Consider the following 17,758-nt stretch of genomic DNA (forward strand, 5'->3'; position numbering starts at 1 on the left):
GCTAGCGCGCCTTTCCTGGATATACGTTCGTAATTCAATAGGAGATAAAATGAATACAGTCGCCGTAATTCCGGCTCGCGCCGGTTCAAAGGGCATCCCCAACAAGAACATCCGTCTCGTGGGCGGCCATCCGCTCGTCTACTATGCTATTCACAATGCGCTTTCTTCAGTTAATGTCTCTCATGTTGTCGTAACGACCGATTCCGATGCGGTACGTATCATCGCGCAGCAAATGGGGGCTGAGGTCCATTGGCGCGATGCCGCACTCTGCGCAGATGATGTCACCCTCGACGCTGTTATAGCTGACGCTGTGCCTTCCGATGTCGATTGGGACTATGTCGTGACTATGCAGCCGACCTCCCCGACGTTGTCTGTGAAGACGCTCGACGCTGCGATTGGTAAGGCCGTCGAGGAGGGCCTGGACACGCTGATTTCCGTCGTGAACGAGCCCCGTCTCTCCTGGGGCAAGAATGAGGACGGCTCCGTTCATCCGAACTATGCGGCGCGCCTCAACCGCCAATGGCTACCCGCCGATTACGCGGAGACCGGTGCATTCGTGGTATCGCGTGCTTCTGTCGTGACCCCGGAAACCCGGATTGGGGAGAAGGTCGGCGTCTTCGAGGTCCCTGCTTCCGAGGGCATCGATATCGACACGTTCGATGATCTGCGCTGCGTGGCGGCCCATCTAGACCGTGAGAAGGTCGCCATCTACGTCAACGGCAACAACAAGCGCGGTATCGGCCACATCTACCGCGCCCTCGAGATGGCTGACGAGTTCTACACCAAGCCCGATATCTACTACGACGTTAACCAGACCGATCCGAAGGTCTTTGGGGGGACTACCCACAATCTCATTGGCGTCGATGGAATCGCCGACCTTTTCGACCGCTGCAAGGGCAAGCGCTACACGCTGTTCATCAATGACATCCTTACGACTTCGATCGACTACATGATCGGCCTGAGGTCGGTCGTCCCTGAGGCCAAGATCGTCAATTTCGAGGACGACGGCGAGGGTATCCTCAAGGCAGACCTCGTGTTCAATGCGCTCTACCACGATGACGAGCTTCCGCAGGTCAGGGCGGGGGGGCGATACTACATATCGGCGAAGACATTCCTCTTCTACAACCCCATCGAGGTTAAGCCCGAGGTCGAGTGCGTGTTCATCTCTTTCGGCGGCGCCGACCCCCAGAACTACTCCGACAGGCTGCTCGCTATCATCGCGAGCGATCCCGAGCGCTACTCCAGGTACCACTTCACCGTCGTGCTTGGCAGGGCGAAGCTCAATGTTCCCGAGCTCCTCGCGTACAACGAGCGGCTCGATAACGTGGACGTCCTCTACGACGTGGCGAACATGCCCGAGATCATGAGCGGCTGCGACATCGCGGTGACCTCGCGAGGGAGGACCGGCTACGAGCTTGCAATCCTGGGTATCCCGTCAATCGCCATGGCCCAGAACCGCCGCGAGGAGAAGCACGGCTTCGTCTGCAACGAGAACGGCTTCACCTACCTGGGCCTCAACCCGCCTGACGAGATAATCAAGTCCAACCTGGACATGTACCTGGGGCTCTCGCGCGAGGCACGTCAGCGCTTCCAGGACATGCTTCTCTCGCACGACCTGCGCAACGGACGCAGGCGCGTAATGAGTCTTATCAACGGCCTATAGAAAGGGGCTTTAGAAAATGAGGACAACGACTCCGTATCTGATCGCCGAGATGGGTGTCAACTTCTACGACACCGCCAAGGCCGAGGGGATAACTCCTCTCGAGGCAGCCAAGCGCTACATCGACGGTGCGGTCGAGGCGGGCTGCGACTGCGCTAAGTTCCAGTCCTACAAGGCGGGTACCATCGTCTCCAAGAATTCTCCCGCCTACTGGGACCTAACCAAGGAGCCGACCAAGACGCAGTACGACCTCTTCAAAAAGCACGACTCCTTCGGGGAGGCGGAGTTCGCCGAGCTCTGCGAGTACACCCATTCGAGGGGCATGGACTTCACCTCGACTCCGTTCGATTACGCCAGTGCCGACTACCTGGAACAGTACGTCGATTTCTACAAAATCTCTTCCTCCGATGCGTCTAATCTGCCCTTCATCGAGCATATCGGCGCCAAGGGCAAGCCGGTCGTTATCAGCGTCGGCGCGAGCTACCTCTCCGAGGCGGACGAGGCTATTAGAGCTTTGAAGCGCTCGGGCTGCAAAGACATCACCGTCCTGCACTGCGTACTCAGCTATCCCACCTGCCCCGACGACGCCAACCTCCGCGTCATCGAGACGCTGAAACGCACGTTCCCCGACCTCAAGGTCGGCTATTCGGATCACGTCGCGCCCGACGCCTCGATGCAGACCCTCTCGACGGCATATCTTCTCGGTGCCGAGGTCATCGAGAAGCACTTCACGCTGGATAAGACGCTCCCTGGAAACGACCACTACCACTCCGGCGACGTCGAGGACTTCAAGCGCGCCGTCGAGAACTTCCGCTTCATCGATAGGATTTTGGGTTCCTCCGAGAAAACTGTGCTCTCCTGTGAGGAGACGCCCCGACGCGAGGCGAGGCGCTCGCTCGTGCTTACGCGAGACATGAAGGCTGGCGAGGTCATCGCCAAGGAGGACCTGATGCCCAAGCGCCCCGGTACCGGCATCGCACCGACCTATGCTGGCGTTGTCATCGGGCGTACCGTCAAGTCCGATTTACCAGAGGATACAATTCTCACTTGGGACATGATTTAACGATGGCATAAAGTAATAATTATATGAGGGGGTCGAGATGAGTACTGCGGCTTGGAAACACCATAATGTATCTGACAATGTTCACGACATAATACGTCTTACTGATCTTGAACATGACATTATGAACGGGCCCTTATTTAACCGTCTACATTTCGTTTACCAAGATTCGACATCATTCTTTACTTGGCCCTCTATGCGTATCCAACGTTTCGAGCACTCTCTTGGTTGCATGCATCTTGCTGGTCAGATGTTTTTTAATGCAATTGAAAATGCTGAGAAAGATGTAATTATTTCGTTTGGCCGCCAGATGCATGAAGCTCTTTGCAATCTGCTCGATCAACCCAGATATCGCGACGCGTTTAGGCCCACTAAATCGGGCGTTTACTTAAGGAAGATTATTGAGGATGAAAGGGAGTTTCTCGAAAAGTGCCAGAGCTCCGATGTAGACCCTGATGCAATTGATGCTTTTAGTTTTCTTATCCCTTCCAGAACCCCTCGTGAGGTAAGTCTAACGATTATGTGTCTCGCTGAAGGCGTTAGGCTTGCTGGAATGCTTCATGATTTGGGGCATCCCCCGTTTAGTCATGTTTGCGAGCACGTCCTCACTAGTCTTTATGGCGTTGCTAGAAGTGAAAAATATGCAGGCAACCGAAGCGCCAACAACTTCACTGCCAATATTGATACCTATCTTGAACAAGAAGGTATAGATGAGATTGCCCTACATGAAGCGATAGGCAACAGGCTTTCTGATCTGGCGATTTCTCAAGCACTATATAGCGGCAATCTTGAAAGCGATTCTTTCTATTTTTCATTTACCGCCGGTCTTGTGGCAAAGGCTATTCTCAATGACGATGGCGTTTTCGGTCAATTGCACGCTATTGTTTGCGGTACCGTTGATGCTGATCGTCTTGATTTTGTTCAAAGGGACAGCAAGTCGTCGGGCGTTGGATCGGATGCAATGCAGTATGGACGTCTTATTGAGGGCCTTCGACTTATGAAGATGGATGAGAAATCCTATGTATTTGCTCTTCCGACAAAAGCATTGCCAACAGCAGAGGATTTTCTTAGGAAGCGCCTTTCGAACTATAAAACTATTGTATTTCATCATCGTGTAGTCAAATCCGAGGTTCTTCTTGAAGGGTCTTTGCATCGCCTTGCTTTGCGGTATTTCAATGCTTACCCTCGTTGTAAGAAGCGTGGCGGTAAAGAATGCTCTTCACTGTATATACTTCCGAATAATGTTTCGGGATTATGGAGCCCTCTAGCGGAAAGCCTCTCTAACCAGGCGGACGTGGTGCTCACCTTCTCTCAGTGGAATGATTCTTGGCTGCTAACGATGCTTCGTGATGAATACACCAAACTTAAAATTGATGGGCCAAACGATCCTGAAGACATACTTCTAAGAGCCCAGCTGGCCGAACTGCTTTACTCTGAGAAATCTTACCAGACGGTTGTAAAACGCTCGGATGACTGTCTTCTATTCAGACAGACCCTCAGGAACAAGATAGCTTCGTCTAGGGAGGAACTCACTACTTTTCTCGATGAATGTGAAAGCGACATCGGTAGTGATTCTTTTGAATCTGGAGAAGGTTCCGTTGATGCTCGTGGAATCGTCAAGGCTCTTCGCAAAGTTGTTGGATTGGATGAATCCTCCAATATTCTGAGATCCATTGATGAGAATTTCTCAGCATTTAAAATGGCTGTAGGTTCCTCAAGGGGAAAAGATACCGAAACCTTTTCGGATCAATTTCGAAATATGGTAAAAGAATCTTTAAATAGGAACGGATGCTCCTACAGTGATGTGATTGTGACGAGAAATCATATAAAAACAGGTATTGGCGGTGATTCTGCGCAAGCGTATTTCTATACTGGAGACGATTCTCCTCGTTGTTTGAGAGATATCAGTGCTGTTGGCAGCGTGCTTGATCGCGAGGTGTCTGATTTACCCGCTTTCTTTATCTTTGTTTTATGCCCAGAGGAACAATCCGACCTTTGTAGAAATGAAGATTTTTTCATTGACTTGGCTACTAGAGTTTTTGATTTTATTTATGACTGTGTTTGCAATGCTGCCGATTTCATTTGCTAAAACCGACTGAAAGGTATTTTTCAGATGTGTACACTTCCAGAGAATACTGTTGACAATAATCCAGAGCTTGCGTTATATGGAGTTGTTTTTAATCCAGATCGGGCTGGTTCTTTCACGAAAGAATCGATAGAGCAAGAAATTAGCGCCTTGGATGCTGGTGACAGCATGAAGGCCGTGCTCGGAAAGTGCTTTCGTAATTGGCTTGATAGCGAGCTGATTTATCGAAGCTACGATGGATATCGGATTTCTTAGGTATTTGTTCGTGCGTCTGGCACTCTTTTAAATCAGGACTTTTGTCTTATTTTGTGTATTGAGTAGCCAGTATGCAAGGAGATTTAGCGACGTAAATAACCAGGTCTGATTCCTCTATTTCAGTTAAGTGGTAGTGTCGAGAAAGTTGGTATAGAGCCCGATCCGAAGCAAGTCGGCCCGGCGTCCTGGAACCTGGAACACGGTTGATATCCTATGCCGCCTCGATCCTGTCGCAAGCTCGAGGCCCGATTCGATTATCTTCCTGGCCTCCGCCTCCAGCTGCGCCCAGTCGACCGTCCCGTCGATTCCGCGCGTGCGGCCCTCGTCGTAGAGCTCGCCCATCTTCGCCTCCAAGAAGTACCTCGGCTCCTGCCGCATCTTGTCCTGTTCGTACATGACCGCGCCGGCCAGTCGCACCAGCCATGCCGTCGAGGGGAGCGCCTGCACCACCCTCGACCTGCGCTTTATTTCGCGGTTCGTCCGCTCCTGGACGTTGTTGGTGCGCAGGCGCTTCCAGTGCGACGGCGGGAAGTCGAGGTATGCCAGGGCGTCCAGTTCGGCCTCCTCGAGGATTGCCTCTGTCCTCGGGCGGCACCCCTCCAGCATGTCGCAGGCCACGTGGTACATGGCGGCCACGGTGGCGGCGTCGCGCCCACGGGCCCGCGGAACACCTGCGAGGCGGGCTCCTGCCCACGCGGCGCCTCAGCTGCCGGGAGCCCGCCTCGCGCATGCAGTCGCGCATGAGGTGGACGGTGCAGCGCTGCCATGCGGCGCCCTGGAGGCTTCGCCGAGCGTGCGGACGAGGCCCGGGTGGGCGTCCGAGACGACGAGCTCCACGCCGCCAACGCCGCGGTTGCGGATCTTACTGAGGAAGCCACGTGTCGTATGACTCGGTGTCCACTACGTCGACGCCCAGGACGCGCCTCCAGCCGTCCGCAACGCAGCCGATGGCCGTGACCGCCGCGGTGGAGGCGACGCGGCCACCGCGGCGGCACTTGACGTAGACGGCGTCGAGCCATCGCGTCGAGCCTGGAGACTCCCATCTCATCCAGGGCGTCATGAAGCGCGTGAAGGCAAAGGGCGTGCCCGTGGTGGTCTACGAGCCCACGCTGGACGCGCCGGAGTTCTTCGGCTCCGAGGTGACCCACGACATGGAGGCCTTCAAGGCCGGCTGCGACGTGATCGTCGCCAACCGCTGGAGCGACGAGCTCGCGGACGTTGCGGACAAGGTGTACACGAGGGATCTGTTTAAGCGAGATTAGGGGAGAGGATTCCCAGCAGCGACTCTAACCTTGCGTATAAATCCATTTGTCGAAAAGAGGGTGTATCGGCTTTCGCCGATACACCCTCTTTTGATTAAACAAGCCCCATCAACCTCTGTAATATGTTTTGGTAGTTATACGTAAGATTTTGTTCTCTACCTTGCAATTACCACCTGAGGGGGCGCTCATGAATAAAGCATCAAAAATAGATAACGCATCGTTATTGTCTCTATTTATGTTCACGGTGCAGGAATACGATGCTATTACTGCATGCGTCCCTCTGCCTACAAAGATTGAATGCAGTTCTATTTCAGACCCACTTGGTCTTCGCGGTTCTAAGATAGAAGATATCGAGATGGTCTGGACCGCAATTTGTGTCCGCATGATGCTTCAGCGGAAGTACTTTTCCAATAGCGAGCGCGTGCAGCTAAAGAAGCTTTTTGATATCGCCGAAACTGACCCGCGCTTCAGTGCGAAGGCTATTGGAGATCTGCGTAAAAGGCTCAAGCAGCCACTCGGAAGAGATATAGAGCTCCTGCTTCAAGACGGAAACGATGTACAGGGGCATTTTAGCAACATCGAAGATATCGTTTACGGTAGCTTGCTGCATGCAGATTACGATAGGGCAATGCGGCTGCAGGCGATTCCCAACAATGTAAGAATGCACGCTCTTACACCATTTGTATTTTCACGTGAGCAAATTATTTTCAAGTTCAGAGATTTATGCATTTCGGCGGAAGTGCCTACGCTTGCAAGAATTGACGGTAGCAAGGCCGCTGTATTGAACCTCGATGCCTCCCGTGGCGAGGCTAAAGAAGTTTCTGGATCTCCCTACTGGTCGAATATTGCTGGGCACGATGCCGACGTGGATGAGCTTGTCTGTATTGCCGAAAAACTTTCTGACGATGATGCGGCTACATTTCTTATTGCTAAGGTTTTTGTTGGGCTGCTAATGGAAGAACCGCTTGATGTGGAGAGGCTCGATGATGTTGTTTGGCAAGACTCCTGGCTGTATCGCGATGGTTTTAAACATGCGGCAGGGCTCATTCGTTCGATCCCAGATATTGGGGCGTCTTCGCATATTGCTCACGAGGGCGGCCCGAATAACGCTCAAGTTAAACTATTCCCAAATGTTCCAAACGCATGGATAACTAACACACCGCAGCTTTTGACGAATGTTTATCAACTCCATTTCGAAAAGCGCTGTGGGGAGTGGAAGGTCATTGCGATTACGGAACCTTAGTCCGAAGAATGACGGTAGCCGTGAGCTAGTGAAACCCAATTTAGGAAACCCAGTTGTCATAGTAGGTATTTGTCCTAACCAAGGTTTAACCTACATAAAATCACCCCGGCATTGGAGGTAACTTAGTGTGTACTACATCTAAACTAAGCAAAGTTGTTTATTTCGATGAAGGTTCTGCAACCGACTTTATCCAAATCGTTCACGATGGTGAGCTTAAGAAGACTAGTGAGTTGTTCTCTTCTGAAAGCAACAATGACAACGGTTCCGTAAAAACTGAAAGCATGATTGGCATAGGAGCCGTATTTAATGGTTTAATTGGTGCCAGAGCGTCAGTGGAAGCTGATGCTTCGTTTTCCTCAAGTTTAGAATCTGGTGAAGTAGTAAAGAACATCATTACCAACACTCTGCTTACGGACTTCATCTCCATAGTTAACACTGAAGGAGATTCCTCTATAGAAGTGTTTGATGGGTATGAAATCAAGCCGATTAGCAACTCCATGTCGAGCTTTATGCTTTTGACTCCCTACTTGAGCATGCTTCGTGGCGGCAGTTCAATTCCTGCTGGTGATTTTGCAATTTCACTGGACCGAATTGACGAAGCGATAAAGAAAGCGAAAGGATATTACGAGTTCCTCGCTATTAATAAAAATACAACAAGCGACATGAGGCTTCTTCGCTTTAATGGCATGGCATTAAAGAATAATTACAAACTGAACGACCTTACTAAAATGGATCTTCATTTTTACGCCGTAAAAGTTGGTCAGTCGAGCCTGTCTGATCTTGATATCGAAAATGAGTTAGAGCTTACAGGGGTGTCAAGAGAAGGAAAGAATCCTGACTATCCAATTGATGATAGCCATACAGTAGTTGTTGATGCTAAGACAAACTCTGACACTACCCTTGATATGTACGATGTTATTTTGGCAGGTGTTAGAAGCAATGGCTAGCTCTGTTCATGTATTTTGGGGATCCAATCAGGATTTCGAGGACTACGTTTCAGAACGCATTAACGAGTTTGAATTTACGATTACATACCTTGAGCTAATCAGTGCTTACAATACAAAAATGCGCACCACTTTAAACTCCGCAACAAGTGAGACATCCCATTTTTATGATGCTGTAGATAATGTCGTTGTGAGGTCAACTGATTTTGGCTCTGTATCCGCTCATGTTATCTACAACTTTGCTGCCATTGCTTTGCAAGGATGCAATTTCGAAACAATGTATATTCAAAATCCGCCACGTCAGGTTCTCCGCTCGCTCCAAACTGCCTTTCCTGATTGTCTCGTTCATTCATCAACGGAGTATAAAGAAGTAAACAAGAATATCCTTCTTGATGTTGACAGGCGTCTTGCAGCCACAATCCTTGGTCAAAAAGCCTGTAAGAATGAAATCGATTTAAGCTTGTATCGTATTTCAAAAATGGGAAAAGAAAAGCCTGCTGTTCTTCTATTCTATGGTCCGTCAGGTGTGGGAAAAACCGAAACAGCTAAACAGCTTAGCGAAGCTTTGGGTGGGGGTCTCACGAGGATTCAATTCTCAATGTTTCAAAACCAAGAAGCATTCGACTATCTATTTGGCGGCGAGCATTCGAAGGGTAGCTTTGCGCGAGACTTGCTTGCAAGAGAATCAAACGTTGTGCTCCTTGACGAGTTCGATAAAGTTAACCATGGTCTCTACAATGCTTTCTATGAGCTATTCGATGAGGGAGTTCTTGTCGATAGTTATTACCGTGTCGAAATGGGTAATGCAGTCTTTATCTTGACAACGAACTTCGAATCGGAAGAAGAGATCAAGAAGGCGCTTGGTCCGGCGATGTTTTCTCGTATTAGCGCTTGTATTAAATTTGAACAGCTCGCACCTGCAGAGCTTCAGAAACTCATTAATCGACATTTTGATTACTTGCTGCAGCATCTTGATGATGAAGAGAAAAGTCATATTGAGCAACGCGGTGTGCGGGACTGGTTTCTCGCAAATGCCTCTAAATTCGACAACGTTAGGACTTTAAATCGAAAAATGGAAAGAGCTGTTTTTGGAGTTCTAACCAATGAGCTTCTTAAGGAATGTTCCAAGGATTGACGGACCGCGCCTTCATTCACTTTCTTTCCGTATCTGAACCCACAGGCACCTCAACGCGACCAGGCACCAACCTCCTTTCGCCGACTGGCAAAACGATTTACATCTAATTTCCGGGTTCGTTTACAGGTAATTCGTTCACCACTCAGCCGATCTAGCTAAACTAATAACTACTGCTACCAGGGTATTTCTTGACGCAGCTCCCATTGGCTCTTGCGAAGATCGGAGCGGTTATGTTTGCTGCCGCGTTCCACACCAGCCGTCACTACATCCTATTTACTGCCATGGCCTGCCTATGCGTTTTGCTGGGCGGGCCTTCTTATGCCGCGGGCGCGGAGAACCTGTTCATCGCGGGCGCCACGTACTACGAGCCGGGCGTGTCGGGCCCCGGTTGGGCGTGGGCCGATGCCGACAATCTGGAGCTTAACGGCTACGCGGGCGACGCCATCGGCGCCGACGGCGACCTGGTCGTGACGCTTGCCGGGCGCAACTCGGTGACCGAGTCGCATGCGCCCGATGCGGACATCGCGCAGTGCGGCATGGAGGTGTGGGGCAGCCTGACGCTTCGCGGCACCGGGTCGCTGGTGGCCACGGGCTCGCAGTGCGGGATCTACGTGTCGGGGACGCTCGCGGTGGACGGCTGCAAGGTTGACGCGCGGGCCGACGGCGCCGGCATCGCGGACGCGCGGGTTGCCGGCGTGATCGCGGACGGTCTTGCCGTTCGCGGCGGTGGGCGCGTTGTCGCCGCGTGCGCGGGCTCCGGGGCGGGCGTGCGCGCCTATGGCGTGTGTCTGCTGGACGGGGTTGCTGGCGGTGGCACGGCCGGGCAGCTTGCCGTCGATGCGTCCTGGCTGGATGCGTCGGGCGCCGACGGCGGCGTCGCCTGCCTGGGCGGGTCGCTTGCATCCGCGCGCTTTGTGGCGCCTGCGGGCGGGGCCTTTGGCGCAGGCGGCGTGGTGGATGCCGACGGGTCCGTGGCAGCGCATGTGGTGATCGAGCCCGAGAGGGAAACCTTGCCAGCGGGGGAGAGCGGTGCGCATGACGTTCCGGGTGATGGCGGGGGCACCGCTGGTGAGCCCTCTGCTGGACCGGCGGGGGAGACGGGTATGCCTGCGACCGCGACAAACAAGACGACCACGACAACAACGACTATGACCACCGTCACTATGTCCTCCAAGCCGCACGCGGCCACCGCAACAACCGCCAAACTCCCCAAAACCACCGACAGCCCCTGGATTGCCCTATCCTCGGCGCTTTTCCTACTGGGAACAGTGCTTGCGTGCGCGGGCCTGGGCAGCGCTTCAGTTTGCGTCTAGTGAGGGTCGGCTCATTGTTAGGGATGCGGGGTAAAGATACACTCACAGCAATCAATCGAGGTCGTGAATGCGGTGCGTTCACGACAGATTGCGGTGTATCACCGAAGAAAAGGCCGACAATGACAATGGTGGCGCACTATATCGGCTTGTACCCTAGCGTCCTACGCTAGGTGTTGTTGCACAAATAAAAAACTAGGCGGAACCGCTTTTGCGCCCCCGCCTTACAAAACCTGCTGGTTTTTTTGTCTTCGATTATTTTGGCAAATCAGAACCGGCTGTAAATCAATTTCGCAAGAAAAGCCGGAGACGAGTGGGCGATTCTGATTCCAGCCTGACGGCAGGCTTCATCACCGATATCCTCCATGTGATATACTTGAGACATAATTTCTGTTCCAAGTATGTGAAAGGCCTGAGATGAAGCTGCTAAAGGTTCGCTTCGACCATCTCACGATGTTCGAAGACGGGGTATTCGATATCGACCTGTTCGCCTCCGACCGGGTGACGGCCTCCGACGAATCGGCCTTCGAGCTGGCCGACCACCTCTACGTCAATTGCATCGTCGCTCTGGCGGGCATCAACGCTACGGGCAAAACGACGGCATTGAACCTGCTGGAGCTCGCTTGCCGCATCGTCGATGGCTCGCCGGCCCGCGGCGGTGCACTCCCATCGACGTTCCCCGCTGCGTTCGATGGCCCGTCCAAGCTCAAGTGCGTTGTATGGCACGCAGGACGTCTCTACTTGCTCGAGTCGGTACTGCAGACCGTCGAGGGAGGCGACGATGGTCCCGAGTTTGCGTTCTCCGACGAGGTGATTTATTCGCTGCCGGCCAAAGCCCTTAAGCGTGCGGCCTTGGCATCCTGGACCGACATTAAGGAGCTCGCGTCCCCGTTATGCGACCGCGCTCAGATGCCTGACTCCTGGGCGGCGCTCACACCGCCCGACGTGTCCGTCGCAGCCGCTGTTCTCGCTAAAGACTTCGGCCACCGCGTTCGAGCGACGACACTACGCGACGGCGGCTTCCGCCTTACCGAGCAATTCAACGGCCTTGACGACGTGCTCCGCGTCTTCGACTCGGGTATTGAGCACCTAGAGGTCCGGGACTCCGGCCGCGCCTTCGTGCTGACGTTTACGGGCCGCGATCCCATCACGGTCTCCGAGCGGGGACTCACAGAGGTGCTCTCCTCCGGCACCGTGCGCGGCTTGGGGCTGGTGCAGCGCGCAATGAGGGTCCTGCGCTCCGGCGGTTACCTGCTGGTCGACGAGGTGGAGAACCACCTGAACCGCCAACTGGTAAATGTCGTACTGGACCTGTTCGCCGCTCGCAAGACTAACCCAAACGGCGCGACACTGGTTTTCACGACACACTACCCGCAGCTCCTCGACCACGTGCACCGCAAGGACAACGTATTCTTCCTCGCCCGCCGCGACTTCGGTGCGCGCGTGGTGAAGTACGCCGACCGCGTGAAGCGAATTGAAAATAAGAAGTCGGAGGTGTTCGCCTCGAACTTCGTGAAGGGGACCGCACCGCGCTACGCCGATGTGCGCGCGCTTAAGGAGCTCGTCGCAGAGGAGGTGTCCGATGAACGGTGATAGTGGTTTTCGCTTTGCGGGGTACCACCCGATAATCTCCTGCGAGGGCACTGCGGAGCAGGTGGCCGTGGAGACACTGCTCGAAGCGGACGCGCTCGTCTTCCCAGCGGGCGACATCGTGGACGTAACTCGCGTGCGCAAGGCCTCCGATATTCAAGACGAGTACCTCAAGTTCGACTATGACTGGTCAGTCTGCGTCGTCAGGGTGCTGGACTCAAGAAAGGAGCGCTTTAAGCTCGGCAACCTGTATGCCGGCCGCTTCCCGGTGGCTAGCTACGTAACCCATCCCGAGATAGAAGTGCTGGCCATCATCCGAGAGGGCGCGTGGAGACGCTGGCACGGCAGTCGCATGAAACCGAGCGACTTCTGTAAACAGGAGCTCGGCATGCGCGAAGTAAAGAGAGAAGGCTTCCTCAGAGGCTATTGGGATGCCAATTCGCTTATGGCTGCCGCCAGGGAATATAAACGACTTTCGAAGATTCCCAAGGGCGAGCTGTGTCTGGCGGACCTCATCCGGTAACGCCTGCCGCCGCGGCAACCGCCACACCGTAAGGTGGCCGACAGCCGCTGGGGCGCCTTATCCTCGATGCTTATCCTGCGTAAGTTCCAAATCGGCGAGGTTCGTACCTCGCCATTTTTGCACGTCTGCGGACATCGGAACTATCCCGCTAGCTAGCTGCATAACCCTAGCTGATGGTGATATAGTTTCACCATCAGCTAGGCTGACTTGGGATGGATTCAGCTGGGTTCCCGAATGGGGGTAGGTCCTTTTGACCGAGAATTCCTTTGCCCCTGGGGTCAAGCCTTGCTTTTACTTGCGAATATTTGGGTTAGATAGAACGGCTCGCCGCCTTAGGTTAACGAACGCGATTGAGGGGCTTCTTGACTCGTCTTGCATCGTTTTCCATTTATTTGTATGCTTGTCCCAGAATTTGGTCGTAAGGCGCGACCAGCGGAATATAAAGAAAGTCTACCGAGAAGATCTTGGTCGCAGAGCACGACCAGCGCAATCAAAACAATGCTCGCGGAGAAGGCGCCTTCAATCGCATTGATTGGAGGCGCCTCTAATACCAAACGATATCTATTCTGCCGGAGAGCCTGGAGCAAGGGCGGCGGTCGAATGCGCCTGATAACAGGTATCGCCCTAGCGATAGTGTACTATACTATCGCTAGGGCGATACCTGTTAGGAGACTCGCGTGGAACTGTGGCATGGTTCTCAGAAGATCATTGAGACTCCCCAGATTGGCCTGGGGAAAGTCCATAACGACTATGGACAGGGATTCTATTGCACAGAGAGCCTCAACCTTGCAAGGGAATGGGCATGCTCTAGGGACGCAGACGGCTTTGTAAATCGATATGAACTCGACATGGCCGATCTCAAGGTACTCGACCTGCTATCGCCGCATTATTCAGTTCTGCATTGGATAGCGTTGCTTGTAGAGCATCGTTCTTTTCGCAAGGACACCGCTATCGCCGTGGGGGCGTGCGAATATCTCCACGATCATTTTTTGCCAGATGCTAACGCTTACGATGTGATTAGAGGATGGCGTGCGGATGACTCGTACTTCAGCTATGCCAGGGCGTTTGTAAACAATACGATCACCATTGACCAGCTCGGTCGAGCTATGAGGCTCGGTAACCCTGGAGAACAGATTGTGCTCAAAAGCGAGCGCGCGTTTAAGAGCATTCGTTTTGCTGGATTTGAACGTGCGCCACAAGCTCTATATGGCCCATTGGCCAAGGACCGAGATGAGCTGGCAAGGGCGCAGTATCGGGAATTGCTTACCGAAAACCCGTTTGAGGGAATTCGTATCGTCGATATCGTTCGAGAGGGGATGACAGAAAATGACCCACGCCTACAGTGAGATGTATCTCGAGGATGCCATGAGAACGCTGGGCGAGGCAGTCGATTTCGCCCTCTGCGACCAAGGGCTGAGTCCTGTCGAACTAACGACAATCCTATTGAATTCTCTCGAGATGAGGCAATTCGAGCGTGGTGTGGCGCGCGTTGTCTGCGGCATGTCGGGTGACGAACTTGCGCGTGAAATAATTGCCAGTGCAGGACTGAAACCCGCAGAATGTAGGGAGAGCTATCCGTTCGACCGTTCACCTCAGTATTGGGCGGGCTGGGTTTTGGCCTATGCGCAATGGATGTGCTGTTTGGGCTTTAATGAGCTACTCGAAGTCGCTCCACTCGATTGGATTATTGGCTCGTACCATCCGCTTCACGAGGCCTCCGAAGACAAGTTCGCCCAGATTGTCATCGATAAATGGAACAAAGCCCAGGCAGACAAAAAGAGCCTCAAAGCGGCACGAAAGGCGGCCGGCCTAACGCAAAAACAGCTGGCCGCCCAATCGGGGGTTAAACTTCGCGCTATACAGCTCTACGAACAGAATCAGCTGGATTTACGTCGCGCCTCGGTCTCTTCGGCATTGGCGCTCGCAAACACCCTAAGCTGCGCCATCGAAGACCTCGTCTGGCAACCGATCGCCCTGGAGTACGACTCGCGGGCTATTCCGTCCGAAAGTCTATAGAGGAGGCAGACATGCCTTGGAACTACGTTCAACAAGATGACGGAGCTGATTGCGTTGCTCAAGAAGATCATTCATCTGCGCTCGAGGTAAATTCAGCATCTCCGAATTTGCTCGACGGCGTCACGTCAATCGACGAAGCTATTCGGCAGACCATAGCGGGCATGCCCAACGCGCTCAAGCTCTTGGAGAACCCATGATGGCGGCTATGCAGCGGAGCGCTCATCCGTTCGCGCCGCTCGTGCTCGATGATACCGGTTCGCTCGAAGCTATGGCCGCGGCCGCGATGCGCCTACACAGCACGCTGATGACGGTCGGGCGCTGCTATACAACCGACGCCACAGGCGACCGGGCCGCGCTTGAGCTTGGACGCGTCGAGTCCGTACTTGCGGGTGCATTCTGTACAATATTCGGTCAATCGCCGGCCGATCGCTTCGCAGACATCTTTGACCAGGTCACCTACGTGGCAGAGCACATGGTCAAGGATCACATCTTCGAGGACGGTAACAAACGTACCAGCCTTATCTACGCATTGTCCGTCTTAAGGTTCGCCGGCACTCCGGTCGAGCTAATCGACAGCCCCGAGCCCAAAGACAACCAGTACTACGCCTGGATCCAGGACCTCGTATCCGGAAACCGTACGACCAGCGGGCTCGCCGAGGAGCTGCGCCGCGGTTGCATTGCGGGCATAGGCGACCCGTCGCACGTATAGAATCAAAGCATCTGCACGCCGGTTATTGAATTGATTGGACACCACATGGAGACCCCCAGCGCCCTGTGCTGCCGCCCCGAGACCTCGTGGATCAAGCGGTAAATGGTGGTTTAACTGCTGGTTTGCTGGACGCCTTGTTTGTGATGGAACGGCATGTGCCCAAGAATTTGAATTCGAGGGCAAAAAGTTCTTGGTAAACAACGCGAGGCTATGATAGTATCTCTTTTGCCGAAAGGCGACGGGCGATTGGCTCAGGGGTAGAGCATATCCTTCACACGGATGGGGTCACAAGTTCGAATCTTGTATCGCCCACCATCTAAAGCGCAGGTCAGAGGTGTTAAGCCTCTGGCCTTTTTCTTTTGACACCAAGGGTGACACCAAAACTGACACCAAAAAATAAATCGTAGTCGTCTAAGGCGTCATCTTTTATCGCACCCTTTTTGCTGACGCCATTGCACGTTTTGTATTAAACGCATGCGTAATTTCATTGAATTACTCATATGATCCGAGCACAAATGTGGAGACGGGGACCACACGCCCAGAGCTCCTTCCAGCGGATTTCTGTCGCACGAGGGATTTTTGGCAGAACTCGTCAAGCTTTTGGTCAGCGTTTGGTCAGCTTCCGGTACTTACCCGCATGATGCCCCAGTAGATAATCGGCGATGTCCGCAATCCGCACGGCCCGCGGCCGAAACCAGGGGAGGCGCAAATGGACGAAATCGTCTGCGCAAACACCGCATTCCGCTACTGGCGCTGCCCACCGCAGGTGCGCGACCTCTACCCGCGCCTGCCCAACACCGAAGACGGTTGGCGAGCTCTATCCCAAGCCCCTTTCGTAACCGACGTCCTCAAGACCCCGATCATCGCTGTTGCTTCGCCAGGTTGTTGTAATCACCACTCGGGATTGCGCTCTACAATTCGCTGGGATGGGGCATCGGATGCCGGCACAACAATCGACACTCATTTTGGCTTTAGTGTCACCAATCCGCTAAACACGTTATTTACTATGACACGCTTTGTGTCTCAAATAGATCTCGTACTGGCTATGTACGAACTTTGCGGCTGGTTTTCTGTTTTCGAGCCGGCTCCCGCTGCCGAAATGCAGTTAAAACTGGCGGTAGAAAAGAATCGCAATTCCAGCACGCAGGATCTGTTCGAACTTGGAGAAGGCGAAGACGAGATTCCCTGGAAACGAGTTTATGCCCGCGCAACCGTAAAGGACCCAGATAGTGATGGCCAAACAAGCAAGCGTGAGGATGGAAGAGAGGTTACGAAATTCAAAGGTACTTCTCTTTGGATGAGAAAGCCGCTCATCGAACTGAGCGACCTGCATCGTTTCGCCGACAAGGTCAAAAGTCAAATGTGGGGAAAGCAGTTTTATGATGCCGCTCAGCAGGTTATCGGCATTGCTGCATCTCCACTCGAGGTTGCGGGGGTCCTGCTCCTAAGACGTTCTCGACGTCTAGGTGGTTCAGGATTCAGATACGTGTACCTCAACGATTTAACCCCTCTATCCGAGGCTGCCCAAAGCATCGCAGGTCAAAAGGTCTGCTACGGGGACATCGTGATTGTAAACCCAATGCTAATGAAGGCAGTAATTATTGAGATCCAAGGTGAAGTCATCCATGGATCAGGCGCGGTACTTGACCACGATGCGGAGCGTATGACTGCGCTTCAGAGCATGGGTTTCGACGTGTTCCTGGTAACCCACGATATGCTTAACGACAAAAAGCAGCTAGACATCATAGTCAAAAGCGTTTGCAGGCGTTTGGGGATTCGATATAAAGCCAAATCCGAGGCAATGAAGTGCGCCGAGACGCGACTGCGAGCAAATGTTTTGTGCAACTGGATGGACATCGGAAATTAGCCGGCGATAATGAACTAGAACGATCTAGTTTGGTTGCCAGTGAATTAGTGTCATTTCAAAACTATGCCGGATTACGGGGCTGGACCCGGACCGGCCGT

General features: G+C 53.3%; 15 protein-coding genes, 1 tRNA gene and 1 pseudogene. 16 read left to right on the plus strand and 1 reads right to left on the minus strand.

Features of this window, described 5'->3' with window-relative positions; translation table 11 throughout:
- The first annotated feature begins 49 nt into the window (after positions 1-49).
- From DXB86_RS04925 to DXB86_RS04935, 3 genes are read left to right on the plus strand one after another with little or no spacing between them, the layout of a single operon-like run.
- Positions 50-1,663: a cytidylyltransferase domain-containing protein gene (locus DXB86_RS04925; protein ID WP_117736357.1), complete on the plus strand. Its 1,614-nt coding sequence runs from the start codon at positions 50-52 to the stop codon at positions 1,661-1,663.
- Between the two features lie 16 nt (positions 1,664-1,679).
- Positions 1,680-2,723: an N-acetylneuraminate synthase family protein gene (locus DXB86_RS04930; protein WP_117736358.1), complete on the plus strand. Its 1,044-nt coding sequence runs from the start codon at positions 1,680-1,682 to the stop codon at positions 2,721-2,723.
- A gap of 37 nt (positions 2,724-2,760) precedes the next feature.
- Entirely contained in the window at positions 2,761-4,809 is a 2,049-nt protein-coding gene (locus DXB86_RS04935; protein WP_117736359.1) for a hypothetical protein, read from the plus strand.
- 375 nt (positions 4,810-5,184) lie between these two features.
- Here DXB86_RS04935 and DXB86_RS10190 read toward each other — a convergent pair.
- Positions 5,185-6,121 (minus strand): annotated as a pseudogene (locus DXB86_RS10190) (transposase).
- On the opposite strand from DXB86_RS10190, the gene DXB86_RS04955 reads away from it, so the two are divergent.
- The 13 genes from DXB86_RS04955 to DXB86_RS05010 all read left to right on the plus strand — a co-directional run bounded on the left by DXB86_RS04955 (position 6,120) and on the right by DXB86_RS05010 (position 17,660).
- A complete protein-coding gene (locus tag DXB86_RS04955) occupies positions 6,120-6,323 on the plus strand; it encodes a hypothetical protein (protein WP_199410990.1) in 204 nt (67 codons plus the stop codon). The pseudogene DXB86_RS10190 and the gene DXB86_RS04955 overlap by 2 nt on opposite strands.
- A gap of 187 nt (positions 6,324-6,510) precedes the next feature.
- Entirely contained in the window at positions 6,511-7,566 is a 1,056-nt protein-coding gene (locus tag DXB86_RS04960) for a hypothetical protein (protein ID WP_117736363.1), read from the plus strand.
- Positions 7,567-7,691: 125 nt separating this feature from the next.
- Positions 7,692-8,513 carry a DUF6414 family protein gene (locus DXB86_RS09900; protein WP_147330820.1) on the plus strand — a complete coding sequence of 274 codons (822 nt, stop codon included), beginning with the start codon at positions 7,692-7,694 and terminating at the stop codon, positions 8,511-8,513.
- Positions 8,506-9,645 (plus strand): AAA family ATPase, encoded by a 1,140-nt coding sequence (locus DXB86_RS04965; RefSeq protein ID WP_158555284.1) that lies wholly within the window; start codon positions 8,506-8,508, stop codon positions 9,643-9,645. Before DXB86_RS09900 ends, DXB86_RS04965 begins: the two co-directional genes overlap by 8 nt.
- Positions 9,646-9,875: 230 nt before the next feature.
- Positions 9,876-10,958, plus strand: coding sequence for a hypothetical protein (locus tag DXB86_RS04970; protein WP_117736365.1), 1,083 nt, complete (start codon positions 9,876-9,878; stop codon positions 10,956-10,958).
- Between the two features lie 414 nt (positions 10,959-11,372).
- Complete coding sequence (locus DXB86_RS04975; RefSeq protein WP_117736366.1) at positions 11,373-12,548, plus strand: ATP/GTP-binding protein; 1,176 nt, start codon at positions 11,373-11,375, stop codon at positions 12,546-12,548.
- Positions 12,538-13,068, plus strand: coding sequence for a hypothetical protein (locus DXB86_RS04980; RefSeq protein ID WP_117736367.1), 531 nt, complete (start codon positions 12,538-12,540; stop codon positions 13,066-13,068). The genes DXB86_RS04975 and DXB86_RS04980 overlap by 11 nt, the downstream gene beginning before the upstream one ends.
- A 677-nt stretch (positions 13,069-13,745) precedes the next feature.
- Entirely contained in the window at positions 13,746-14,414 is a 669-nt protein-coding gene (locus tag DXB86_RS04985) for a DUF3990 domain-containing protein (protein ID WP_117736368.1), read from the plus strand.
- The gene (locus DXB86_RS04990; RefSeq protein WP_117736369.1) at positions 14,395-15,084 is read left to right on the plus strand and encodes a helix-turn-helix domain-containing protein; all 690 of its coding nucleotides are present in this window, start codon (positions 14,395-14,397) and stop codon (positions 15,082-15,084) included. Before DXB86_RS04985 ends, DXB86_RS04990 begins: the two co-directional genes overlap by 20 nt.
- A gap of 11 nt (positions 15,085-15,095) precedes the next feature.
- Complete coding sequence (locus tag DXB86_RS04995) at positions 15,096-15,281, plus strand: hypothetical protein (protein WP_117736370.1); 186 nt, start codon at positions 15,096-15,098, stop codon at positions 15,279-15,281.
- Positions 15,278-15,793, plus strand: a complete 516-nt coding sequence (locus DXB86_RS05000; protein WP_117736371.1) for a Fic family protein — start codon at positions 15,278-15,280, stop codon at positions 15,791-15,793. Before DXB86_RS04995 ends, DXB86_RS05000 begins: the two co-directional genes overlap by 4 nt.
- Positions 15,794-16,033: 240 nt before the next feature.
- A tRNA-Val gene (locus tag DXB86_RS05005) sits at positions 16,034-16,108 on the plus strand.
- A 394-nt stretch (positions 16,109-16,502) separates the two neighbouring features.
- On the plus strand, positions 16,503-17,660 hold the full coding sequence (locus DXB86_RS05010) for a hypothetical protein (protein WP_117736372.1): 1,158 nt from the start codon (positions 16,503-16,505) through the stop codon (positions 17,658-17,660).
- The last annotated feature ends 98 nt before the right edge of the window (positions 17,661-17,758 follow it).

Origin of the sequence: Collinsella sp. OM06-18AC (assembly GCF_003438785.1) — a bacterium.
In the GTDB taxonomy this organism is placed as follows: domain Bacteria; phylum Actinomycetota; class Coriobacteriia; order Coriobacteriales; family Coriobacteriaceae; genus Collinsella.

What these genes read in the sequence shown, in the direction of transcription:
- DXB86_RS04925 (WP_117736357.1), top strand. Translation starts at nt 50, where the DNA reads ATGAATACAGTCGCCGTAATTCCGGCTCGCGCCGGTTCAAAGGGCATC.
- DXB86_RS04930 (WP_117736358.1), top strand. Translation starts at nt 1,680, where the DNA reads ATGAGGACAACGACTCCGTATCTGATCGCCGAGATGGGTGTCAACTTC.
- DXB86_RS04935 (WP_117736359.1), top strand. Translation starts at nt 2,761, where the DNA reads ATGAGTACTGCGGCTTGGAAACACCATAATGTATCTGACAATGTTCAC.
- DXB86_RS04955 (WP_199410990.1), top strand. Translation starts at nt 6,120, where the DNA reads ATGAAGCGCGTGAAGGCAAAGGGCGTGCCCGTGGTGGTCTACGAGCCC.
- DXB86_RS04960 (WP_117736363.1), top strand. Translation starts at nt 6,511, where the DNA reads ATGAATAAAGCATCAAAAATAGATAACGCATCGTTATTGTCTCTATTT.
- DXB86_RS04965 (WP_158555284.1), top strand. Translation starts at nt 8,506, where the DNA reads ATGGCTAGCTCTGTTCATGTATTTTGGGGATCCAATCAGGATTTCGAG.
- DXB86_RS04970 (WP_117736365.1), top strand. Translation starts at nt 9,876, where the DNA reads ATGTTTGCTGCCGCGTTCCACACCAGCCGTCACTACATCCTATTTACT.
- DXB86_RS04975 (WP_117736366.1), top strand. Translation starts at nt 11,373, where the DNA reads ATGAAGCTGCTAAAGGTTCGCTTCGACCATCTCACGATGTTCGAAGAC.
- DXB86_RS04980 (WP_117736367.1), top strand. Translation starts at nt 12,538, where the DNA reads ATGAACGGTGATAGTGGTTTTCGCTTTGCGGGGTACCACCCGATAATC.
- DXB86_RS04990 (WP_117736369.1), top strand. Translation starts at nt 14,395, where the DNA reads ATGACCCACGCCTACAGTGAGATGTATCTCGAGGATGCCATGAGAACG.
- DXB86_RS04995 (WP_117736370.1), top strand. Translation starts at nt 15,096, where the DNA reads ATGCCTTGGAACTACGTTCAACAAGATGACGGAGCTGATTGCGTTGCT.
- DXB86_RS05000 (WP_117736371.1), top strand. Translation starts at nt 15,278, where the DNA reads ATGATGGCGGCTATGCAGCGGAGCGCTCATCCGTTCGCGCCGCTCGTG.
- DXB86_RS05010 (WP_117736372.1), top strand. Translation starts at nt 16,503, where the DNA reads ATGGACGAAATCGTCTGCGCAAACACCGCATTCCGCTACTGGCGCTGC.